At 74.7% G+C, this 21,796-nt stretch carries 16 protein-coding genes; 4 read left to right on the top strand and 12 right to left on the bottom strand.

Annotated features, from left to right (window positions below; all coding sequences use genetic code 11):
* Nucleotides 1–2: 2 nt before the first annotated feature.
* From tdh to AC067A_RS26420, 4 genes are all read right to left on the bottom strand, one after another.
* On the bottom strand, nt 3–1,037 hold the full coding sequence (gene tdh, locus AC067A_RS26435) for an L-threonine 3-dehydrogenase (protein ID WP_479244978.1): 1,035 nt from the start codon (nt 1,035–1,037) through the stop codon (nt 3–5).
* A 168-nt stretch (nt 1,038–1,205) separates the two neighbouring features.
* Nucleotides 1,206–2,774: a phytoene desaturase family protein gene (locus tag AC067A_RS26430; RefSeq protein WP_479244977.1), complete on the bottom strand. Its 1,569-nt coding sequence runs from the start codon at nt 2,772–2,774 to the stop codon at nt 1,206–1,208.
* 92 nt (nt 2,775–2,866) lie between these two features.
* Nucleotides 2,867–5,386, bottom strand: a complete 2,520-nt coding sequence (locus tag AC067A_RS26425) for a serine/threonine-protein kinase (RefSeq protein WP_479244976.1) — start codon at nt 5,384–5,386, stop codon at nt 2,867–2,869.
* Nucleotides 5,387–5,661: 275 nt separating this feature from the next.
* Nucleotides 5,662–6,483, bottom strand: a complete 822-nt coding sequence (locus tag AC067A_RS26420; protein ID WP_479244975.1) for an oxygenase MpaB family protein — start codon at nt 6,481–6,483, stop codon at nt 5,662–5,664.
* 198 nt (nt 6,484–6,681) lie between these two features.
* Here AC067A_RS26420 and ppnP point away from each other — a divergent pair, with 198 nt between their 5' ends.
* Complete coding sequence (gene ppnP / locus AC067A_RS26415) at nt 6,682–6,963, top strand: pyrimidine/purine nucleoside phosphorylase (protein WP_479244974.1); 282 nt, start codon at nt 6,682–6,684, stop codon at nt 6,961–6,963.
* 8 nt (nt 6,964–6,971) lie between these two features.
* Here ppnP and AC067A_RS26410 read toward each other — a convergent pair whose 3' ends face one another.
* The 5 genes from AC067A_RS26410 to AC067A_RS26390 all read right to left on the bottom strand — a co-directional run bounded on the left by AC067A_RS26410 (nt 6,972) and on the right by AC067A_RS26390 (nt 13,644).
* A complete protein-coding gene (locus AC067A_RS26410) occupies nt 6,972–8,162 on the bottom strand; it encodes an acyl-CoA dehydrogenase family protein (RefSeq protein ID WP_479244973.1) in 1,191 nt (396 codons plus the stop codon).
* Between the two features lie 263 nt (nt 8,163–8,425).
* Nucleotides 8,426–9,043, bottom strand: coding sequence for a tautomerase enzyme (locus AC067A_RS26405; RefSeq protein ID WP_479244972.1), 618 nt, complete (start codon nt 9,041–9,043; stop codon nt 8,426–8,428).
* Nucleotides 9,044–9,208: 165 nt separating this feature from the next.
* Complete coding sequence (locus tag AC067A_RS26400; protein ID WP_367827336.1) at nt 9,209–9,409, bottom strand: hypothetical protein; 201 nt, start codon at nt 9,407–9,409, stop codon at nt 9,209–9,211.
* Nucleotides 9,410–9,491: 82 nt separating this feature from the next.
* Nucleotides 9,492–10,100, bottom strand: a complete 609-nt coding sequence (locus tag AC067A_RS26395; protein WP_479244971.1) for a hypothetical protein — start codon at nt 10,098–10,100, stop codon at nt 9,492–9,494.
* Entirely contained in the window at nt 10,093–13,644 is a 3,552-nt protein-coding gene (locus AC067A_RS26390; RefSeq protein ID WP_479244970.1) for an AfsR/SARP family transcriptional regulator, read from the bottom strand. The genes AC067A_RS26395 and AC067A_RS26390 overlap by 8 nt, the downstream gene beginning before the upstream one ends.
* Nucleotides 13,645–14,055: 411 nt before the next feature.
* Here AC067A_RS26390 and AC067A_RS26385 point away from each other — a divergent pair, with 411 nt between their 5' ends.
* Both AC067A_RS26385 and AC067A_RS26380 read left to right on the top strand, forming a co-directional pair.
* Entirely contained in the window at nt 14,056–16,140 is a 2,085-nt protein-coding gene (locus tag AC067A_RS26385) for a SpoIIE family protein phosphatase (protein ID WP_479244969.1), read from the top strand.
* An 18-nt stretch (nt 16,141–16,158) separates the two neighbouring features.
* Entirely contained in the window at nt 16,159–17,181 is a 1,023-nt protein-coding gene (locus AC067A_RS26380; protein WP_479244968.1) for a PHP domain-containing protein, read from the top strand.
* Between the two features lie 146 nt (nt 17,182–17,327).
* Here AC067A_RS26380 and AC067A_RS26375 read toward each other — a convergent pair whose 3' ends face one another.
* Both AC067A_RS26375 and AC067A_RS26370 read right to left on the bottom strand, forming a co-directional pair.
* Nucleotides 17,328–18,725 (bottom strand): NADP-dependent succinic semialdehyde dehydrogenase, encoded by a 1,398-nt coding sequence (locus AC067A_RS26375; protein WP_479244967.1) that lies wholly within the window; start codon nt 18,723–18,725, stop codon nt 17,328–17,330.
* A 228-nt stretch (nt 18,726–18,953) separates the two neighbouring features.
* The gene (locus AC067A_RS26370; RefSeq protein ID WP_479244966.1) at nt 18,954–19,964 is read right to left on the bottom strand and encodes an aldo/keto reductase; all 1,011 of its coding nucleotides are present in this window, start codon (nt 19,962–19,964) and stop codon (nt 18,954–18,956) included.
* Between the two features lie 421 nt (nt 19,965–20,385).
* On the opposite strand from AC067A_RS26370, the gene AC067A_RS26365 reads away from it, so the two are divergent.
* Nucleotides 20,386–20,817 (top strand): hypothetical protein, encoded by a 432-nt coding sequence (locus AC067A_RS26365; protein ID WP_479244965.1) that lies wholly within the window; start codon nt 20,386–20,388, stop codon nt 20,815–20,817.
* A gap of 189 nt (nt 20,818–21,006) precedes the next feature.
* On the opposite strand, the gene AC067A_RS26360 is transcribed toward AC067A_RS26365, so the two are convergent.
* The gene (locus AC067A_RS26360) at nt 21,007–21,681 is read right to left on the bottom strand and encodes a ThuA domain-containing protein (RefSeq protein WP_479244964.1); all 675 of its coding nucleotides are present in this window, start codon (nt 21,679–21,681) and stop codon (nt 21,007–21,009) included.
* Nucleotides 21,682–21,796: the final 115 nt, after the last annotated feature.

Genomic DNA, 21,796 nt, shown 5'->3' with positions numbered 1-21,796 from the left:
GGTCAGGCTCCCGCAGTCCAGTCGAGGATGATCTTGCCGCTCTTGCCGGAGGCCGCGTCGTCGAAGGCGGCCTCGAAGTCGGTGTGGGCGTACCGGCCGGTGATGACGGGGGAGAGGTCGAGACCCGCCTCCAGGAGCACCGACATGGCGTACCAGGTCTCGAACATCTCGCGGCCGTAGATGCCCTTGATCGTGATCATGGACGTGACGATCTTCGCCCAGTCGACGGCGAAGTCCTCGCTCGGCAGGCCGAGCATGGCGATCTTCCCGCCGTTGGTCATGTTGGCGACCATGTCGCGCATGGCGTGCGGGTTGCCCGACATCTCCAGGCCGACGTCGAATCCCTCCTTGAGCCCGAGGGTGCGCTGGCCGTCGGCGACGGTCTGCTCGGCGACGTTGAGGGCGAGCGTGACGCCCGTCTTGCGCGCCAGGGCCAGGCGCTCCTCGCTGACGTCGGTGATCACGACGCTGCGGGCGCCGGCGTGCTTGGCGACGGCGGCGGCCATGATGCCGATCGGGCCGGCGCCGGTGACCAGGACGTCCTCGCCGACCAGCGGGAAGGAGAGTGCCGTGTGCACGGCGTTGCCGAACGGGTCGAAGATCGCGGCGACGTCGAGGTCGACGGGGACGCGGTGCACCCAGACGTTGGTGGCGGGCAGCGCCACGTACTCGGCGAAGGCGCCGTCACGGCCGACGCCGAGGCCGACGGTGGCGCGGCAGAGGTGGCGGCGGCCGGCCAGGCAGTTGCGGCACTTGCCGCAGACCAGGTGGCCCTCGCCGCTGACCAGGTCGCCGACGGCGATGTCGGTGACGTCACGGCCGACGGAGACGACCTCGCCGACGAACTCGTGGCCGATCGTCAGCGGCGTGGCGATCGTCTTCTGCGCCCAGCCGTCCCAGGAGCGGATGTGCAGGTCGGTGCCGCAGATACCGGTCCGCCTCACCTTGATGAGGACGTCGCCGGGACCCGTCTCCGGCTCGGGCACGTCCGTGAGCCAGAGTCCCGGCTCCGCCTTCAGCTTGACCAGCGCCTTCAATGCAACGGCTCCCGACGTGCGTGTCCTGTGATGTGGGGGTGCGGGCACGACTGCGCGCCCATGATCCCCGGAAGAGAATCTTCCGTACGTCGCGCTCCCGGTCCATCGAGGATTTCTTAAGCGCGCTCGCAGATCAGCTTCACACTCCCGGTGGCAGGCCGCCACGCGTCACCGTCCGAGCACCGCCATCGCCGCGTTGTGGCCGGGGATGCCGCTCACTCCGCCGCCCCGGACCGCGCCCGCCCCGCACAGCAGCAGGTTGGCGTGGCGGGTCTCGACGCCCCAGCGGCCGGTGCCGTCCTGCGCGTACGGGAACGACAGGTCGCGGTGGAAGATGTGGCCGCCGGGCAGGCGCAGTTCGCGTTCGAGGTCGAGCGGGGTCTTCGCCTCGATGCAGGGGCGGCCCTCCGCGTCGAGGGCGAGGCAGTCGGCGATCGGCTCGTCGAGGTGGGCGTCGAGCTGGTCGAGGGTCGCCTTGAGGAGCGACGCACGCGCGCCCTCGTTGTCGGCGGTGAAGAGCCGGGCCGGGGTGTGCAGACCGAAGAGGGTGAGGGTCTGGTGGCCCCGGGCGGCGAGTTCGGGGCTCAGGATCGTCGGGTCGGTGAGGGAGTGGCAGTAGATCTCCGAGGGCGGCGCGGCCGGCAGCCGTCCGGCGGCCGCCTCTGCGTGCGCGGCGGCCAACTGGCCGTATCCCTCGGCGATGTGGAAGGTGCCGGCGAACGCCTCCCGGGGGTCGACGGACCGGTCGCGCAGCCTCGGCAGCCGGGTCAGCAGCATGTTGACCTTGAGCTGGGCGCCTTCCGGGGCGGGTGGGGGCGTCTCGCCGAGCAGGGCCGCCAGCTCCTGCGGGGAGGCGTTGACCAGGACGTGTTCCGCCTCCACCGTGCCCTCGCCCTCTGCGGTGCGGTACGTGACCGCGGCGCGGCGCCCGTCGGTCTCGATCCGGGTCGCCTCGTGGCCGGTGACGATCCGGGCCCCGGCGCCGCGCGCCGCTTCGGCGAGGGCGTCGGTGAGCGCGCCCATGCCCCCGACGGGCACGTCCCAGTCGCCGGTGCCGCCGCCGATGACGTGGTAGAGGAAGCAGCGGTTCTGCGGCAGTGCCGCGTCGTGGGCGTCGGCGAACGTGCCGATCAGGGCGTCGGTGAGGACGACTCCGCGCACCAGGTCGTCGGCGAACTCCCGTTCCACGGCGACGCCGATCGGCTCCTCGAACAGCATCCGCCAGGTGTCGGCGTCGTCGACGCGGGCACGCAGCGCGGCGCGGGTCGGGAGGGGCTCGGTGAGGGTGGGGAAGATGCGGCGGGCGGCACGGGCCGTACGGGCGTAGAACGCCTCCCAGGCCTCGTACTCCCGGTCGGAGCCGGTGAGCGCGGCGAACGAGGCACGCGTCCGGTCCGCCCCGCCGCCGACGAGAAGACCGCCGTCGCCCTTCGGGGTGTACGAGGACACCGAGCGCTTCCGCACCGCGAACCGCAGTCCGAGTTCCCGCACGATCTTCCCCGGCAGCAGCGAGACGAGATACGAGTACCGCGACAGCCGGGCGTCGACCCCGGCGAACGGCCGCGTCGACACGGCGGCCCCACCCGTGGAGCCGAGACGCTCCAGGACCAGCACGCTCTTCCCGGCGCGGGCCAGATAGGCGGCCGCGACCAGGCCGTTGTGGCCCGCGCCGACGATGACGGCGTCGTACGAACCGGATGCGGGCGGGGCGCCGTGCGGCGCGTCGTGGGCGGTCATGGCTCATGCTCACACGGGCACGACGGCCGGGGAAGTGCGCGTCGGCGGCGTGGCGGGTTTCCTCGGGCCCGCCCGCGTCCGAGGCCCGTCGGTCAGGTCGAGGGCGGGGTGGCGGCTCGCAGGTGGAGGGCGGCGGCCTCGGCGTGGCGGCCGAGGCGCTCCAGGCACCGCGCCTCGTCGTCGAGGGCGGCGAGGGTGTCGGGGTGGGCGGGACCGAGGAGCCGGGTCCGGGCGGCGGCTACCGCGCGGTGTGCGTCCAGGGCCTCGTCCCAGCGGCCCAGCCGCCCGAGGGCGACGGCGGCCTCGCGGCGGCTGAGCAGGGTGTCCGGGTGCTCCTCGCCCAGGACCCGCGCCCGGTCGGCGTGCACGCTCCCGGACGCGGCGAGCGCCTCCGTCCAGCGGCCGAGCCGGCCGAGGTTGACGGCGAGGGCGTGGCGCACGCGCAGGGTCTCGGGGGCGTCGGCGCCCTGCGCACGGGTACGGGCGGCGACCAGGTCACGGCAGACGTCGAGGGCGTCAGCGGCCTGGCCGAGGCGACCGAGGCAGATCCCGGTCTCGTAGCGGGCGGCGAGCGTGTCGGGGTGGTCGGGGCCGAGCGCGGCGGCGCGGCCGTCGGCCACCGCGCGGTACTCGGTGAGCGCCTCCTGCCCGCGCCCCATCCTCCCCAGTGTGTACGCCACTTCGTGCCGGGTCACCAGGGTGTCGGGGTGGTCCTCGCCGAGCAGCCGGGCCCGCGCCTCCGCGACCTCGTGCGCCGTGCGGTACGCCTCCTCCAGCCGCCCCAGGCGGCCGAGGGTGAACGCCAGGTTGTGGCGGCAGCGCAGGGTGTCGGGGTGGTCCGGGCCCACGGTCCGCTCACGGGCCGCGAGCACCTCGGCGTACAGCTCGTACGCCTCGGTGTGCCGGCCGAGGCGGCCGAGCGCGTACGCCCGTTCCTGTCGCGCCGCCAGGGTGTCCGCGTGGTCCTCGCCGAGGACCCGGGCTCGCGCCTCGGCGACCCGTCCGAAGACGCCCAGCGCCTCGGCCGGGCGGTCGAGCCGGGCCAGGGCGAACCCGACCTCGTAGGAGCTGGCCAGGGTGTCCGGGTGGTCCTCGCCGAGGGTCCGTGAGCGGTCCTCGGCGACGGACCGGTGGACGGCCTCCGCCTCGTCCCAGCGGCCGAGCCGGCCCAGTCCCATCCCCGCGCGGTAGCGGCCGGCGAGCACCGCGATCAGCTCCGCCGACCGCGCGGCGGGGGTCCCGGCCCGCGGCGGGAGCGGGGCGGGAGTAGCTCCGACGGGCGTCCGCGGCGACGGGGCCGGTGCCTGCGCGGGCACGCCCGGCAGGTACGCGGGGCCGTCCGGGGGGTGGCCGGCGGTGGTCCACTCGGTGGTGAGCACGGCGGCGGCGGGGTCGTGGGCGACGGGTCGCGGCGCGGCGCCGTCGCCGGCTGCGTCGGCGGGCCGGTGTCCCCCGCCGATCCCCCGTGCCCACGCGGGCGCGGGACCGGGCGCGGACTGGGGGCCGTTGCCGGGTCCGTGCGCGGGACCGGGCACGGACTGCGGGTCGTTGCCGGGTCCGTGCGCGGGCTGGGGTCCGTGCCCCGGGGCGGGAACGGAATGGGGGCGGGGCGCCGGACCGGGCGCGTGGCCGGGTCCGTGCGCGGGCGCGTGGCCGGTGGCGCCGGGGCCGGTCGGCGGTCGGCCCGGGACCGGGTACGGAGCCGTGTCGCCGGGCCACGGGCCGAGCGGAGGGGGCGTGGCGCCGGGGTCGAGGACCGACGACACGCGGCCCGCGGCGATGCGGCGGCGCAGGTCGCCCGCGTGGGAGGGCCGCTCCTCGGGGACCTTGGCGAGCAGGTGGACGACGAGGTGGTCGAAGAAGGGCGGGAGTTCGGCGCGGAGGGCGCGCGGCGGACGCGGCACGGTGTCCCGGTGGCCGATCAGGATGGCCCAGGAGTCGCCGAGGTCGAAGGGCGGGGCGCCGGTCGCCAGCTCGTACAGCACGCAGCCGAGCGAGTAGAGGTCGCTGCGGTGGTCGACCTCGCTGCCGCCGATCTGTTCGGGGGACATGTAGTGGGGGGTGCCCATGGCGATGCCGGTGCCGGTGAGCTTCGAGGTGAAGCCCATGTCGGCGCCCAGGCGCGCTATCCCGAAGTCGCAGATCTTCACCGTGCCGTCCCGCAGCCGCATGATGTTCGCGGGCTTCAGGTCGCGGTGGACGATCCCCTGTCCGTGCGTGTAGGCGAGGGCGTCGGCGACCTGGTCGGCGATCTCGACGACGTCCTGGACGGGCAGCGGCTGCTGGGCGTTGGCCGCGAGGAGCTGGCTGAGGTTGCGCCCCTCCAGAAGCTCCATCACCAGGAAGAGGACGCCGTCGTCCTCGCCGAAGTCGTGCACGACGGTGATGCCCCGGTGCTGGAGCGCCGCGGCCACCCGGGCCTCGCGCCGGAAGCGCTCCCGCACCACGGCGAGGACCTGCGGGTCCTGCTGCGGGCCGAGCGGCTTGAGGCACTTCACGGCGACGCGGCGCCCGAGCGCCTCGTCGGTGGCGCGCCAGACCTCGCCCATGCCTCCGCGGCCGATGACCTCGTGCAGGCGGTACCGGCCCTGGATCAGTCCCGAGTCCCCCATCGTCTGCCGTCGCCCCCGTCGATTCCGTACTGCCTCCTCGGCTCCTCCAGTATGGCCGCCGGGCCCGACGGTGAATACGGGGCGGGGTACGTGTCGGCGACGAGCCCCCGTCCGGGTCGCGAGCGGGGTCTGCGGACCGAGCGGGCGCGGGGGTGCGAGCCGGGCACCGGACCGGGACCCCCGGACGGGTCGGGCCCCTCCTGCGGATGCCGAAGTGCGCGCCGGTGGACCAAGGCGCACGCCGGTGGGCCGAGGCGCGTTCGGTCGGGCCCGGCCTACGGACCGAGGTGGGCGTACGGGTCGGGCCGGGTCTCCGGGCCGAGCCGTTCGAGGGCGCGCAGGATCTGCCGGGGCGGCAGCCTCCAGCGCAGCCGGGCCGGGACGCGGCGCAGGAGATCGGCCGTGGCGGTCAGCCGGCGGGTGACGGTCTCGGCCGGCGGTGCGGGACGGCCGTAGAGCGCGTGGGCGTAGGGGGGCAGGGTGTCGTACGCGAGCGCGGTCACGCGCCGCCAGATCACCTCGCGCGCCGGGACCAGGGCGGGTTTCACGGGCGGCCGGCGGAGGAACTCCTCGACGGTCCGGGCGTCCGGTCCGGCGGCCAGCCTGGGTCTCACCGCCTCGAAGTACGCGGCGAGTTGCCCGGTGGACGCGGGGACGGCGTCCGGGTCGAGACCGACGAGCCGGGCCGAGGTGCGGTGCTCGGCCACGTACCGGTCGGCCTGCGCGTCGGTGAGCGGGACGCCGGAGCGGCGCGCGACCGACAGGTACGACTCGGTCTCGGCGCAGTGGACCCAGAGCAGCAGTTCGGGGTCGTCGACGCCGAGCAGCCGGTGGATCCGGCGGACCCGGGCGCCGGCCGCCTCCGCCGCCTCGGTGGCGCCGTAGCTCAGCGTGCCGACGAAGGCCGCCGTCCTCATCAGCCGTCCCCAGGGGTCCTCCCGGAAACCGCTGTTGATCATGACACCCCGGACGGCGACGGGGTGCAGCGCCTGCAGCCACAGCGCCCTGACCCCGGCGATCCACATCACGGGATCGGAGTGCAGCTGCCACGTCACGGAGCGGGGCCCGAAGAGCCCTGGATCACCGTCCTGCCTCATGGCGTTCAGGCTACGCCGCGCCCCGCCCGCCGGGCAGTGGCCGCCCGGTTCCCACCGGCCCGCCTGCGCGCGGGTCGAGGGGCCTGTCCGAGGCGTGGGCAGCACGGCCGACGCGGACCGCCGTCGCTAAAGTCGACTTCCGGTGGCCGGCCGGCGACGTCCTGCCCATCCCCCTTCCCGCTTCTCCCGAGGATGCCCATGTTCACGGTCAACGAGTACTTCGACGGCACGGTCAAGTCGATCGGCTTCACCCAGGAGCAGGGCCCCGCCACCATCGGCGTCATGGCCCCCGGGTCCTACGAGTTCGGCACCGCGGCGCCGGAGACCATGCACGTGGTCAGCGGCGCCCTCACGGTCAGGCTGCCCGACGCCGCGGACTGGGAGACCTTCGCCGCCGGCACCCGTTTCGAGGTTCCCGGCGACAGCCGGTTCCAGCTCCGGGTCGAGGTCGACACCGCGTACCTCTGCGAGTACCGCTGACCCGACGCCTACCGGCGGACGCGGGGCATGCCGAGGCCGATCCAGGAGATGATCTCGCGCTGGATCTCGTTGTTGCCGCCGCCGAAGGTGAAGATGACGGCGGAGCGGTAGCCCCGTTCGAGTTCGCCGTGGAGGACGGCGCCGGCGGAGCCCTCCTTGAGGGCTCCGGCGGCGGCGACGACCTCCATGAGGGCGGCGTAGGCGTCGCGGCGGGCCTCGGAGCCGTAGACCTTGACGGCGGAGGCGTCCTGGGGGGTGAGGGTGCCGGACTGGACGGCGCTGACCATCTGCCAGTTGAGGAGCTTCATCGCGTCGAGACGGGTGTGCGTCCGGGCGAGGGTGCGGCGGACCCAGGGGAGGTCGATGACGCGGCGGCCGTCGGCGAGGAGGGTCGCGGCGGCCCAGCGCCGCACGTCGTGGAGGGCTCGGATCGCCATGGTGCCGTGGGCGGCGAGGGTGACGCGTTCGTGGTTGAGCTGGTTGGTGATGAGGCGCCAGCCCTTGTTCTCGTCGCCGACGCGGCGCGAGGCGGGGACGCGCACGTCGTCGTAGTAGCCGGCGGTGGTGTCGTGCGAGGCCAGGGTGTTGATGAGGGTGCAGGAGTAGCCGGGGTCGTCGGTCGGCACGAGGAGCATGGTGATGCCCTTGTGGGGCGGGGCGTCGGGGTCGGTGCGGACCGCGAGCCAGACCCAGTCGGCGGTGTCGCCGTTGGTGGTCCAGATCTTCTGGCCGTTGACGGTGTAGTGGCCGGTGGTCTCGTCGCCGTCCCGTACCGCGCGGGTCTTGAGGGCGGCGAGGTCGGTGCCCGCGTCGGGTTCGCTGTAGCCGATGGCGAAGTCGATCTCGCCGGACAGGATCCGCGGCAGGAAGTACGCCTTCTGCTCGTCGGTGCCGTACCGCATGATCGTCGGTCCGACCGTGTTCAGGGCCATGAGGGGCAGGGGCACGCCGGCCTGTGCCGCCTCGTCGAAGAAGATGAACTGTTCCATCGGGGTCAGGCCGCGGCCCCCGTACTCGGTCGGCCAGCCCACGCCGAGCCACCCGTCCGTGCCGAGCCGGCGCACGGTCTCGCGGTAGAAGCGCTTCTGGGCGGCCGGGTCCCCGTACCGGGCGTGGACGTCGTCCGGGACCAGTTCGGCGAAGTACGCGCGGAGTTCGGCGCGCAGACGGTTCTGCTCGGGCGTGTACTCGAGGTGCATGGGGGCCTCCCGTGGCGGCGTCCTGCGGCGGCGCCCTGCGCCGTCCTCGGTGCGCCGCGCGCCTGGGCGTGAAGCGACGCGCGACGGCCGCCACGGTAGAACGTGTTCCACAAATGCGGAAGCCTCGGGACGACGACGGCCGTCGCGCACCCCCTGGGGCCCTTCGGGTGAGCAGCGCCGAGCCGGGCCGGAAGCGGGGCGGACCCGACCCGGGGACCGGGCACCTCCGCCACTCGACCGTGCGCCGCGCGCCCTGGGCCGGCTCACGCACCGGCCCGGTCGCCCCCGCGCGGGGGCGACCGGGCCGGCCTCCGGTTCCGCGAGGGCGCCGTCCGGGGCGGTCGGCGGAGCACCCACGGCCGCACGGACGGCCGCGCCTTCTCCTCGGTGGACACTCCGCCGTCGAGGAGGGAGAGGACCGACAGGACCGTGCCGCGCGAGCCCCAGCCGCCCTCGTCGGCGACACGGAAGGTCACCCACCAGGCCGGCGACGGCTCCGCCATGCCGCAGGCGGCTGCCGTCGCGGCGAGGACGCGCTCGATGACCTCGGCGCGCACCTCGCGGCGCCAGTCGCCGTCCCTCACCGTCACGTCGACGACCATCGCGTCGACCGTCGCGTCGGCGCCCGGACCGCCCTCCGTTCCGGCGTCCGCGAGGAGCCGGCCCCCGAGGGCCATCGCGTCGGGCTCGCGTTCGGTGAAGTGCACCTGGAACCCGACGCGCGCGGCCGGGGCGAACCGGCCGACCTCGGGCACGAGCACGGCGTCGGTCAGGGTCCCGGCCGGCTCGCGGCGCTGCTCGGGGCCCAGGCGGCCTTTCGGACCGTTCACGGTGATGACGGTCATGACCCTCCCCACGACAGCGGCTATGACGACTGTCATGGAGGGAACCTGCACCGCGATATAACGATCGCCATAGCCCGCCAGGGGGTGCCGTGAGGGGGGGAAGACGCGGGAACGCCCTCGGGCCCGGATCGGGCGACCGATCCGGGACCGAGGGCGATCACGGGACATCGAGAACAGGCACGGGGCCTGCGGCCGTCGGGCCTAGGGCAGGAGCTCGTCCATGGAGGCGCGCCCCTTCTCCGCCATGCGGCGTTCCGCCCAGGCGAGGCTCTTCGGATTCACGTCACGGCCGGAGGCGAGGACGAGGTCCTCCGCCGTGAACTCGCCCTCCGACCCGGCGTGCAGCAGCCGGTCGGGCGTCGGGAAGTCCCCCGGGGACGTCTTGTCGGGCTCTGCGTTCATGCCGCCTCCTACGTTTCTTCCGGCACTGGCCATTGTCGTGTCCGGCCACCGGGACCGCATCCGGGACGCTTCCGGAGCGGCGTCACGACGGCGGCACGGACCGCGCGCCCTCCGTCCGCCGGGCCGACGGGGCCGCGTCCGGAACGACGGCGATACGGGCGGCCTCGCCCGGAAGGGCGGCGACACGAGCCGCGTCCGGGACGACGGCGCCGCGGGCCGCCTCGGCCCAGAGGTCGAGGCCCGCGCCCAGGAGGCCGCGCACCGCGGAGGCCTCCGCGTCCGACCAGACTCCCCCGTCTGCGGCGTCGAAGAACCGGTCGTAGGCGGCGTCGTGGACCGCGCCCTGCGCGGGAAGGGCCGCGGCGGTGTCCACGCTGCGCGCGAGGTCCTCGAAGAAGTTCCAGGCGTCCAGGAGGAGGCCCGTCGGCACCGTGCGCGCGCGGGGGTCCTCGGCGGCCTCTTCCATCGACTCCCGTACGGCTTCGAGGTCGAGCACCGACTCCGTGTCCGGCACGAAGTCCCAGCCGTTGCGTCCGCAGTGGTCCTGGGCGGCTTCGGGGTCGTGAAAGGCGAGGAGCCGGCGGCGGTCGTCGACGGCCGGCGTGTCGTGGTCGTTCCCCTGGCCGAGCCGCCAGATCAGGTGGAGGTCGCCCCGGCGGGTGGCGACCCGGAGGAGGTGGTGATCAGGCATTCGGGGTCTCTCCTGGATTCCGGACGAGGCCAGCGGCGGCCACGAGGGGCAGCGCGGCTCCCTCCTCGTGCAGGCGGATGTACGTCTCCGGGGCGAGGGCCGCGCGGAGCGTCTCCTCGGCCCGGCTGCGGATCGCGGTCTCCGTCCGGGCGGTGAAGGGCCGGAAGCCGCCACCGCCGTGGGAGCCGTCGTGGGCGTCGTACGCACCGAGCAGCCGGGCGCCCGCCTCGGCGTCGCCGGGTCCACCGCGTCCGCCCAGGGCCCACGCGGCCGTCGCGCACTGGACGACGAGCAGGTAAGGGGCGACCAGGTGGGCGAGGGGCTCGACGTCGGCGACGGCGCGGGCCAGTCGCGTCACGGCCGCGTCGTACGCGCCGTCGAGACAGTCGAGCCAGGCCCGCACGCCACCGACGAGACCCCAGAAGAGCGCGGGGGTGACCTCCCCGAACTCGCCCTCGACGAGGTCGAGCTGGGCGCGTGCCAGAGGGACGCGGCCGGTGTGGGCGTAGTGCTGGGCGAGCAGCAGCCGCCCGGTACCGGCGGCCTCGGCACCCCACTGCCCGGCTTCGTCGGCGGCCTCGGCGAGGAGCCGCTCGGCCGCCGCGTCCCCCTCGGGCCGCAGCCGGAGCCGTACGGCCGCGAGACGGGCCGTGATCACGGGCACCTGGGAGCGGGCGCCGACGCGCGCGGCGGCGCGGGCCGCACGCTCGAAGTCGGCGGCCGCCTCGGGGAGCCGCTCGGCGCGTTCGTAGGCCTCGCCCCGGGCGGAGAGGGATTCGGCGGTGCCCCAGGAGTCCCCGGCCGCCTCGAAGAGCGCGAGTGCCTCGGCGGCGTCCTCGGGACCGTGGCCCAGGAGCTTGGCCCGCATGAGGAGGGCGAAGCCCAGGTCCCAGCCGGTGCCGTGGTCGCGGCAGGCGGCGACGGTGAGCGCCAGCGTCTCGTCGAGCGTGCGCAGCTCGCCGGTCATGAGGCGGGCGAAGTACCACATCGTGGCCGGCTGGCGGCAGGTCTGCGGCAGGCCGGGACGGTACGCGGAGACGAGGGCCGCGAGCCGGGCGCGGGTCCCCGGCCGTTCGAGCGCACTGGCGCCCTCGCCGCCCTCGGTCGCCAGTGCGTACAGGTGCCCGCCGCGCCGGGCCTCCCACAGCCGTTCCCCGGTCCACGGCGGTGGCACGTCCACGCACCGGCCGTCCAGCGGCTCGGCGGGACGGACGGGCTCGCGGAACGGGTCGGGGCCGAGTCCGGCCGCCTCGACGGCCCAGGTCCGGGCGTCGACCGTGTGGTTCCGCAGCTGCCAGAACCAGCCGAGGCAGTGCACCAGGCAGAGTGCCTCCTGCTCGTCCCCGCGCCCCACGGCCGTCCGCAGCGCCCCCCGCAGGTTGTCGTGTTCGCGCTCGAACCGGGCGATGGCCTCGACCTGCCCCGCACCGCGCAGCTCGGGGTCCGTACGACGGGCCAGCTCGCGGTAGTACGTGAGATGGCGCCGCTCCGTCGCCGCCCGCTCCCCCGCCTCGTCGAGCCGCTCCCCCGCGTACTCCGCGACGGTCTCCAGGAGCCGGTAGCGCATGCCGGCCTCCCCGGGCGCGGCGACCACGAGGGACTTGTCGACCAGCGCGCCCAGTACGTGCAGGACGTCGGCGGGGGCGGTCCTGCGGGAGTCGGAGTCAGAGTCGGCGTCCGGGTCCGGGTCGGGGGCGGGGGCGGCCGCGCGGTCGTCGGCGACGGGAGCGGTCGTGCGGTGGTGGGCGTCGGGGGCAGCCCGGTGGTCGCCCTCGACTGCGGCCTCGCGGTGGTCGGCGTCCGGGGCGGCCCGGTGGTCGCCCTCGGGGGCGGCGACGCGGTGGTCGGCGTCCGGGACCATCCCGTCGGCGCACACCGATTCGGCCGCCGCCGGATCGCAGCCGCCCGTGAACACCGACAGCCGCCGCAGGACCGCCCGTTCCGCCTCGTCGAGGAGGTCCCACGACCAGTCCACCACCGCCCGCAGCGTCTGCTGGCGCGGCAGCAGGGTCCGGGCGCCCGACGTGAGCAGCCGGAAGCGGTCGTCGAGCCGGTCCGCGATCTGGCGCAGGGTGAGCATCCGCAGCCGGGCCGCGGCCAGTTCGATCGCCAGCGGCAACCCGTCCAGACGGCGGCACACCTCCCGCGCGGCCTCCGCGTCCTCCTCCACGGCGAACCCCGGGCGCGCCGCGGCGCCCCGCTCGCCGAGCAGGCGCAGCGCCGCCTCCGCCGGCAGCGGCCCCAGCGGGTGCACGGCCTCCCCGGGCACGCCCAGCGGTTCCCGGCTCGTCGCGAGCACGGTCACGCCGGGGCACCGGGTGAGGAGCGCCTGGGTGAGGTCCGCCGCCACGTCGACCACGTGCTCGCAGTTGTCGAGGACGAGCAGCATCCGCCGTCCCGCGCAGTGCTCGATCAGGGAGGCGTACGGATCCCCCGCGTCGGGCTCGGTGACCGCGGGGCGGTGCCACAGCTGCGTGTCGCGGCCGCCGAGCGCCGTGAGAACGGCGGCGGCGACCGTGGACCCGTCGCGGACGGAGGCGAGTTCGGCCAGATGGACCCGGCCTCGGTAGGTCTCGGCCGCCTCCAGGGCGAGTCGGGTCTTCCCCACGCCCCCCGGCCCGGTGAGGGTGACCAACCGCCGCCGGCCCCACCCGCCCGCGAGCACGTCCAGTTCCTCGTCACGGCCGATGAAGGAGGTCAGCCGCGCCGGCAGGACGGGTGCGGCGGTGTGCGCGGGGGGCTGTGCCGCCGGTCGCGAGTCGGACCACGCCGCCGGGTGCCGGCCCGCCACCGGCCCGGCCGCGTCCGCCGTGAGGAGTTCGGCGTGCAGGGACCGCAACTCGGGGCCGGGGCCCGTGCCCAGGCGTTCGGCGAGGGTCGCACGTACCTCCTCGTAGGCCGCCAGGGCCTCGGCGGGTCGGCCGGCGTCGCGCAGGGCACGGATCCGCAGGGCCTGGAGGGGCTCGTCGAGCGGGGCGCCGGCGGCGAGGGCGGCGAGCGGGGCGAGGACGGCGGCGGCCCGCCCGAGGGCGAGGTCGGCGGCGAAGCGGTCGCGGCGCGCCTGCGCGTGGCGCTGGGTGAGCCGTACGGCCAGGGGGTCGGTGTCCCGGCCGGGCAGGTCCGCGAGGGCCGGCCCCTGCCACAGGCCCAGCGCCTCGTCGAGGAGCGCGGCCGCCCGCTCCGGTCGCCGGCCGGCGAGCGCGGCGGCTCCCTCGGCGGCGAGCCGTTCGAACCGGTGGAGGTCGACTGCGTCCGGACCGGCGGCGAGCCGGTAGCCGCCGCCTGGCCTCGACCCGACGGCCTCCCTGCCCAGGGCTTTGCGCAGGCGCCCGACAAGTGCCTGGAGCGCCGCCGTACGGTCCTGGCCCTCCCCGTCGTCCGCCCACACCTGGTCGATCAGCGCCCCGGGACCCAATGCCCGCCCGCCTGCCGCGGCGAGGGCGGTGAACAGGGCCCGCAGTCTGGCGCCGCCCAGGAAAACCTCCGTCCCGTCGTCGGTACGGAAGGCCCTGCACGGACCGAGAACGCGGTAGGGCGGCTGCACCGGCCCATTCTGCCCCGGCGGGGGCGGAGCGCTCACCGGGTTTTCGCTCACCCCGGCCGACCGGGTTTCCGGTCGCCGACCAGGTGCCTGGTCGCCCCCGGCCGACCGGATCTCCGGTCGGCCGGGCCCGGCTCTCTTCCGGCACGCCGGGGCGGACGCGCGCCGGGGAACGGACGTCCGGTGCACGCGCACGCACGCCCGGGAACGGACGTCCAGCGCACGCCTATGCGCACCCGGGAACGGGCGTCCGGCACACCGGCGCCGCCGCACGCATCAGCCCGGCTCGCGTCCCACGCGCGGGCGTCGCAGACCCGCCCCGCCCGGCTCCCGCCCGGCTCCCGTCCGGCGAACTCGCGCCACGCCGTGTCACCGCCATGGCGTCGGCGGGGTGCGGGTTCGACAATGAGGGGGATGACCGACGACGACCGGCAAGCGCGCAATGGCGAGATCGGGCCCGCCGAGTGGCTCGCCATGAACCGGACCGGCAGCTTCGACTGGGATCTCGACACGGGCACCATCGATGTCGACGAGTCGGGGCTGCAGGTCTTCGGGCTGGCTACGGCCGACCACGACGGTCGACCCGTCTCGCTCATCGCCCGGCTGGCTCCCGAGGAGCGGTCGCGGCTCGAGGAGGTCGTACGGCAGGCCGTCAGGAGCGGCGCGGTCTCGTACACGGCGCACTTCCCCATCCCGCAGGCCGACGGGTCACCCCACTGGACGCACGTGCAGGCGCGGATCCTGCGGTCCCCGGACGGGCGGGCGCGGCGGATCGTGGGCATCGTGCGGGACACCACCGCCGAGGTCACGAACTTCGCCTTCGTGCAGGAGCTGGAGAAGCGGCGCGAGGTGCAGACGAGCATCGTCGAGCGCACGACGAACGCGCTGTCGCGGGCGGTGACGGTGGACGACGTGACGGCCGCCCTGACGGGTCCCGGCGGGCTGGCCCGGCTCGGCGCGGACGGGCTCGCGCTCGGGCTCGTGGAGAACGGTTCGCTCAACATCATCGCGCTCAGCGGCGACTCCCTGGACGTGCTGAACGACTTCCGCACCCGTCGGCTCGACCGGGGGCTGCCGCTGGCCGAGGCAGTGCTGAGCGGGCGGCCGCGGTTCGTCTCCTCGTTCCCGTCGCTCGGGCGGGACTTCCCCGAGCTCGCCCCGTACGTGGAGCAACTCCCGTTCCGGGCCGCGTGCTATCTGCCGCTGGTGGCGCAGGCCCGCTCGCTCGGTGGTATGGCGCTCTTCTACCGGGGGCGCAGCGCGTTCAACCCGGACGAGCGCAACCTGGCGCTGGGGCTCGCGGCGATCGTCGCGCAGTCGCTCCAGCGGGCGATCCTCTTCGACGAGGAGCGGGAGCTCGCGACCGGGCTCCAGTCGACGATGCTGCCGCGGCGGATCCCGCGGATCACCGGCGGCGAGATCGCGGTGCGGTACCACGCGGCGTGGAGCGGCCGGCAGGTCGGCGGCGACTGGTACGACGTGATCGCGCTGCCCCGCGGCCGGGTCGGGATCGTCGTCGGCGACGTCCAAGGCCACGACACGCACGCCGCCGCCATCATGGGGCAGCTGCGGATCGCCCTGCGCGCGTACGCCGGTGAGGGCCACGCCCCGTCGACGGTGCTCGCGCGTGCCTCCCGGTTTCTCGCCGATCTCGACACCAACCGCTTCGCGACGTGCACGTACGCGCAGGTCGACCTGGCGAGCGGCACCCTGCGTGCCGTACGGGCCGGGCACCTCGGTCCGATGATCCGGCACACCGACGGCCGGGTCGGGCAGCCCAAGTTGCGCGGGGGTCTGCCGCTGGGCCTGGCGACGGTGTTCGGGGACGAGGAGTTCCCGGAGACCCGGCTCGACCTGGTTCCCGGGGAGACGCTGGTGCTCTGCACGGACGGGCTCGTCGAGCAGCCCGACTCGGACATCGACGCGGGTCTCTCCGCGCTCTCGGAGGCGATCAGCAGTGGCCCGCCGCAGGCGGAGGCCCTCGCCGACCACCTCTCGGAGCGGCTCTGGGAGCGGTGGGGCTCGGGCGACGACGTGGCACTCCTGGTGCTGCGGCGCAGCCCGGATCCCGGCACGCCCCGGGCGCCGCGCATCCACCAGTACATCCACCAGGCCGATCCGCAGGGGCTCTCGGACGCGCGCGCGGCCGTGGGTCAGGCGCTGCGCGACTGGGGCATGCCCGAGCTGTCCGACGACGCCGAGCTGCTGACGGGCGAACTCCTCGTCAACGTGCTGCTGCACACCGAGGGCGGCGCGGTGCTGACCCTGGAGGTGCTGCCCGAGCCGGTGCGGCGGGTACGGCTCTCGGTGCAGGACCGGTCGAGCGCCTGGCCCCGCCGGCGCACCCCGGGCGAGGCGGCCACCTCGGGGCGCGGACTGCTCCTCCTGGACGCGCTGGCCTCCCGGTGGGGCGTCGAGCCGCGGGGCGAGGGCAAGGCCGTGTGGTGCGAGATCGGTCCGGCGACGGTGCCCGCCGACGTCAGCGCGAACGGCACCTGAGGACTGCGGAGGGACGTCATGGACCCTGTGGCCGCGCTGAACCGGATCGCGTTCCTCCTGGAGCGCGCGCAGGCCCCCGGGTACCGGGCGAAGGCCTTCCGGACGGCCGCCGCCGCGCTCGCCGCGCTGCCGGAGGGCGAGGCGGCCCGACGCGCCGCGACGGGCACCCTGGAGGGCGTGAAGGGCCTCGGGCCCAAGACCGCGGCGGTGGTGCGCGAGGCGCTGGCCGGTCAGGTGCCGGAGTACCTGGCCCGGCTGGAGCGGGAACTCGAGGAGTCGCTGCGTTCCGCCGGGGCCGGGGGCGGCGAGGCCCTGCGGGCGGCTCTGCTCGGCGACTGCCACCTGCACTCGGACTGGTCCGACGGCGGCGCCACCATCGAGGTCATGGGGCGTGCGGCGGCGGCGCTCGGGCACGAGTGGGCGGTCCTCACCGACCACTCGCCCCGGCTGACGGTGGCGCGCGGCCTCTCCCCGGAACGGCTGCGGGAGCAGCTGGACGTGGTGGCGCGGTTGAACGAGGAGTGGGCGCCGTTCCGTCTGCTGACCGGCATCGAGTGCGACATCCTGGACGACGGTTCGCTCGACCAGGAGCGGGAGTTGCTCTCCCGCCTGGACCTCGTGGTCGGTTCGGTGCACTCGAAGCTCCGGATGGACGCGCGCGCGATGACGCGCCGGCTGGAGCGGGCGGTGCGCGATCCGCTGATGCACGTCCTCGGGCACTGCACGGGGCGCCTCGTGGCCGGAGGGCGCCTGCGGCCCGAATCGACGTTCGACGCCGAGCGGGTCTTCGCCGCGTGCGCCGAGGCGGGAACCGCCGTGGAGATCAACAGCCGGCCCGAGCGTCTCGATCCGCCCCGCCGCCTCCTGCGCCTCGCGGTGGCCGCGGGCACCTACTTCGCCGTGGACACCGACGCCCACGCGCCCGGTCAGCTGGAGTGGCAGATCCTGGGCTGCGCCCGGGCCGAGGAGTGCGGGGTACCGCAGGAACGGGTGATCAACACCTGGTCGGCGGACCGGCTGTCGGAGTGGACGCGCTGCTAGGGCCTGTCGTCACCTTCCCGTCTGCCCCGCGACGCCTGGCACGCGCTCTCGCCGCACCGGGCGAGAGCCCGACTGCGCCCGGTACGGGGGCTTCCCCCGGCACGCCGGGAGCACGCACTCCGGAGCCGGTGCGGAGGGGCGGGGCTTCAGGCCCGCTGCCAGACGGTCGTCGCGTTGCAGAACTCGCGGATGCCGTGGCCGGAGAGTTCCCTGCCGTAACCGGAGCGCTTGATGCCGCCGAAGGGGAGGGCCGGGTGGGAGGCGGTCATGCCGTTGACGAAGACTCCGCCGGCCTCCAGGTCGCGGACGAAGAAGGCGATGTCCTCCGGGGAGCGGGACCAGACGTTGGAGCTGAGGCCGAAGGGGGAGTCGTTGGCGACGGCCACGGCCTCGTCGATGTCGCTGACCGGGTAGACGGTGGCGACCGGGCCGAAGGCCTCCTCGTGGTGGATCCGCATCTCGGGGGTGATGCCGGTGAGGACGGTCGGCCGGTAGTACCAGCCGCGGCCGAGCGCCGGCGCCTCGGGCCGGTGACCGCCGCAGAGGGCGGTGGCGCCCCGGCGTACGGCGTCGTCCACGAGCTCCTCCAGGTCGGTCCTGCCCTGTTCGGTGGCGAGGGGGCCGACGTCGGTGGACTCGTCGAGCGGGTCGCCGACGGTGAGGGCGTTCATGGCGGCGGTGAAGCGCTCGGAGAAGTCGTCGTAGACGTCCTGGTGGACGATGAAGCGTTTGGCGGCGATGCACGACTGGCCGTTGTTCTGCACGCGCGCGGTGACGGCGGTCTTCACGGCCCGGACGATGTCGGCGGAGGGCATGACGATGAACGCGTCGCTGCCGCCGAGTTCCAGGACGGTCTTCTTCACCTCGTCGCCGGCGACGGCGGCGACGGCCCGCCCCGCCGGTTCGCTGCCCGTGAGGGTCGCCGCGACGACCCTGGGGTCACGCAGGACGGCCTCCACGTCGCGGGAGCCGATCAGGAGCGCCTGGAAGCAGCCTTCGGGGAACCCGGCGCGGCGGAACAGGTCGCCGAGGTAGAGCGCGGTCCTGGGCACGTTCGACGCGTGTTTGAGGAGGCCGGTGTTGCCCGCCATGAGGGCGGGCGCGGCGAAGCGGACGACCTGCCAGAGCGGGAAGTTCCACGGCATGACGGCGAGGATCGGGCCGAGCGGCCGGTAGTGGACGCGGGCGAGGTCGGCGCCGGAGTCCTGGACGTCGCTCTCGGCGGGGTGCTCGTCGGCGAGCAGTTCCTCCGCGTTGGCCGCGTACCAGCGCATGGCCTTGGCACACTTGCCGGCCTCCGCGCGGGCGGCGACGATCGGCTTGCCCATCTCGAGCGTCATGGTGCGGGCGATGTCCTCGGTGTCCTCGTCGAGGAGCGCGGCCGCGGCGCGCAGGAGCCGGGCGCGTTCGGCGAACGACGTGGTGCGGTACTGGCGGTACGCCTCGTGCGCGGCGGCGATCCGCCGCTCGACCTCCTCGGGCCCGTGGGCCTCGTAGGTGCGCAGCGTCTCGCCGGTCGCGGGGTTCACGGTGGCGATGCCCATGACGTGCCTCCTCGTCCCATCGGCCCCCTCTGCAACCATCCGCCATGCGCGGCCCTGCGCAACAGGGGCGGGGCGGTGGGGTGACGCCGGCCGGTACGGCGCGGGCACCTCGGGCCCCCGCCCGGCGGCTCGCCGGACAGGAGCATGCCGACTGCGGTGCCGCCGTGGCGGGTGGGGTGACGGGGGGATGGGGGATGGGGCATGGGGGGAACGCCGGTGTGGTGGGGGTCAGGCGTTGTCCGGGAGCGGGGCGGCGGGGCTGACCAGGCCGGCCTCGCGCAGGTCCGTCCAGAACGCGGCCGGGACGGTCTCGGCCAGGGCGGCGGTGTCCTCGGCGATACGGCTGGGCCGGGTCGCGCCGGGGATGACGGCGGCGGCCACCGGGTGGGCGAGGGAGAACTGCAGGGCGGCGGACTTGATGCCGATGCCGTGCTTCTCGGTCAGCGCCTTGAGCCTGCCGACGCGCTCGACGATCTCGGCCGGTGCCTGCTGGTACTCGAAGTGGGTGCCGCCGGCGAGGACGCCGGAGCTGTAGGGGCCGCCGACGACCATGTCGACGTCCTGCTCCTGGGCCATCGGCAGCAGGCGCTGGAGGGCGTGCTCGTGGTCGAGGAGGGTGTAGCGACCGGCGAGCAGGAAACCGTCGGGGCGCGGCTCGTCGAGGGCGAGGGTCAGCTCGATGGGCTCGGTGCGGTTGACGCCGAGGCCCCAGGCCTTGATGACGCCCTCGTCACGAAGGCGGGTCAGCACGCGGAAGGCGCCGGTGCGGGCCTCCTCGAACTTCGCCAGCCACTGGTCGCCGTGGAAGTCCTGGGCGATGTCGTGGACCCAGACGACGTCCAGGCGATCGGTGCGGAGGCGCTTGAGGCTGTCCTCGACGGAGCGCTCGGTGGCCTCCGCGGTCCACTCATGGACGATCTTGTTCGGGTTGCCGTGCTCGAACAGGCCGCCCTTCTCGCCGAGGTCGCGGCCGGCGGTCTCGTGCTCGTCGAGAATGACGCGCCCGACCTTGGTGGACAGGACGTAGGAGTCGCGCGGCTTGGCGGCCAGCACCTCGCCGAGTCGGGTCTCGGCCAGGCCGGCGCCGTAGAAGGGTGCGGTGTCGAAGAAGCGGATGCCCTGGTCCCAGGCCGCCTCGACGGTGGCGCGGGCCTCCTCGTCGGGGATCGCGCGGAACATGTTGCCGAGCGGGGCGGTGCCGAAACCGAGGCGGCCGGGAAGGATTTCCTTGAGCGACATGACAGTGCCTTTACGGGAGTGAGGGCGGGCCCACGGGGCGCCTCGGCCCGCCCGACGGGAGCCTGGGTACCGGGTGGAAGGGGTGACCCACCGGCTGTGCGAGCGCCACACTCTGAAAATCAAGTGCAAGCGCACCTTACTTTCGTAGACAATAGTTGCATACGCGGGTTAATGCAAAAGCGTGGTTCCTGGGCGTGTCATGGACCCGCGCCGCCCCCTGCCAGCCGGCCTGTCAGTCAGCCGGCCCGTCAGCCAGTCGGTCAGTCGGTCAGTCGGTCAGTCGGTCAGTCGGCTACGACCCGTTCGGCCGATCCTGCGACTACTCCCCGTCCGGTGCGCTGATGTGGACATGGAAAGAGCCCCGACAGCTCCGGGCCCCAAATCGTTTGCCCTCGGCACCGGCACGGTGTGACATGTGGGCATGAGCAGAATGGCGCAGGTCATCGTGTTGGCGCGGTACGAGGACGAGGTGATGGAGCCGCTGACGCGGCCGGACGAGGCCCGCACCTGGCACGGCTGCTTCGAGCAGATCCCCTGGTTCGTAGGGGGCTGGCACATCGAGTTCGTGCGGTGGAACCGGCGCCGCGGCGTACTGAAGGACCTGGAGTCCCTGCCGTGGAACGAGCCCGCCTGCGTGCAGGTCATGCTGCACGACGAGGACGACGACCTGTTCGGTCTGTGGATGTTCCGCGACGGGGTCCTCGTCGAGGTGGGCATCCCCGGCACCCAGCGGGTGCACATCGCCGCCCCGCCGTGGGAAGCGGACCCCGGCTTCCTGGTCCGGACCGGCCTGGGCCGGGGAGAGGACCGGCACTCGCCAGAGCACGTACAAGACCCGCGGTCGTGCTGGTGACCCGGTCCCGGCCGGGCCAGGCAGACGCTGAAGCCGCCGTCGCCGGTCCTGCCCGGGCCCGGACCGGTCTCATCCGGCTTCGAACATGATCGGCCGGACAAGGCCCAGTCGGTCAGGGCAGCGGGGGCAGGGGGCAGGACTTCAGGCGGTCAGGCGGTCAGGCGGTCAGGCGGTCAGGCGGTCAGGCGGTCAGGCGGTCAGCCAGGTCAGCGCGCCCGCGAGGTGGGCGCGGAAGAGGGGGTCGCGGTACGTCTCCGAGGCGTGGCCGAGGGCGGTGAAGAAGACGCGGCCCCGGTCGATCTCCCGGCACCAGACGAGCGGGTGGTCGGGGCCGTGGGTGCCGCCGCGGTAGGTGGCCTCGTCGACCCGGGCGAGGACCCGTACGCGCGCGCCGGGGTCCGGCGCCTGCCGGGGGTCGGAGGTGAAGTTGTACCACTCGTCCGTCCAGGCCCAGCGGTTCGGGAGCGGGGCCGTGGCCGGGTGGGCGCGGTCGTCGACCAGGACCGTGGCGGGCTGGACCTCCGGGTGGCCGTCGAAGCGGGTGCCGAGCAGTTCGCCGTAGAAGGGCCAGTCGGGTTCGGCGTTGGCTGCGGCGTGGACGGCGAGGAGCGAGCCGCCGCCGCGGAGGTAGGCCTCGAAGGCGCGGCGCCCCTCGGGCGTCAGGACGTTCCCCGTCGTGGACAGCAGGACGACGACGGCGCACCGGGCCAGCCGCTCCGGGGTGAAGACGCCGGACTCCTCGGTGACCTCGACCGGCCGGCCGAGGTCCGCCGCCAGCTCCGTCAGTGCCGCGGCGCCGTCCGGGATCGAGTCGTGGCGGTAGCCGGTGGTGCGGGTGTAGATCAGGACGTCGGCGGTGGGCACGCGGGGGACTCCATGGGGCGCGGAGGGCGGGAGGTCGGGTGACGCGGGGCGGTTCAGCGGGAGAAGGCCGGGCAGAAAGCGCTTTCCCCCACCCGGCGACCGTAGCCACCGAAAA

It is taken from the genome of Streptomyces sp. NPDC043176, from assembly GCF_056436715.1.
Note: the sequence above shows the minus strand (reverse complement) of the source record. Positions and strands in the feature narration are given on the sequence as shown.

Excerpts from the sequence above, each read along its gene's own strand:
- AC067A_RS26430 (WP_479244977.1), bottom strand. The coding sequence starts at position 2,774 with ATGACCGCCCACGACGCGCCGCACGGCGCCCCGCCCGCATCCGGTTCG.
- AC067A_RS26425 (WP_479244976.1), bottom strand. The coding sequence starts at position 5,386 with ATGGGGGACTCGGGACTGATCCAGGGCCGGTACCGCCTGCACGAGGTC.
- AC067A_RS26420 (WP_479244975.1), bottom strand. The coding sequence starts at position 6,483 with ATGAGGCAGGACGGTGATCCAGGGCTCTTCGGGCCCCGCTCCGTGACG.
- ppnP (WP_479244974.1), top strand. The coding sequence starts at position 6,682 with ATGTTCACGGTCAACGAGTACTTCGACGGCACGGTCAAGTCGATCGGC.
- AC067A_RS26410 (WP_479244973.1), bottom strand. The coding sequence starts at position 8,162 with ATGCACCTCGAGTACACGCCCGAGCAGAACCGTCTGCGCGCCGAACTC.
- AC067A_RS26405 (WP_479244972.1), bottom strand. The coding sequence starts at position 9,043 with ATGACAGTCGTCATAGCCGCTGTCGTGGGGAGGGTCATGACCGTCATC.
- AC067A_RS26400 (WP_367827336.1), bottom strand. The coding sequence starts at position 9,409 with ATGAACGCAGAGCCCGACAAGACGTCCCCGGGGGACTTCCCGACGCCC.
- AC067A_RS26395 (WP_479244971.1), bottom strand. The coding sequence starts at position 10,100 with ATGCCTGATCACCACCTCCTCCGGGTCGCCACCCGCCGGGGCGACCTC.
- AC067A_RS26385 (WP_479244969.1), top strand. The coding sequence starts at position 14,056 with ATGACCGACGACGACCGGCAAGCGCGCAATGGCGAGATCGGGCCCGCC.
- AC067A_RS26380 (WP_479244968.1), top strand. The coding sequence starts at position 16,159 with ATGGACCCTGTGGCCGCGCTGAACCGGATCGCGTTCCTCCTGGAGCGC.
- AC067A_RS26375 (WP_479244967.1), bottom strand. The coding sequence starts at position 18,725 with ATGGGCATCGCCACCGTGAACCCCGCGACCGGCGAGACGCTGCGCACC.
- AC067A_RS26370 (WP_479244966.1), bottom strand. The coding sequence starts at position 19,964 with ATGTCGCTCAAGGAAATCCTTCCCGGCCGCCTCGGTTTCGGCACCGCC.
- AC067A_RS26365 (WP_479244965.1), top strand. The coding sequence starts at position 20,386 with ATGAGCAGAATGGCGCAGGTCATCGTGTTGGCGCGGTACGAGGACGAG.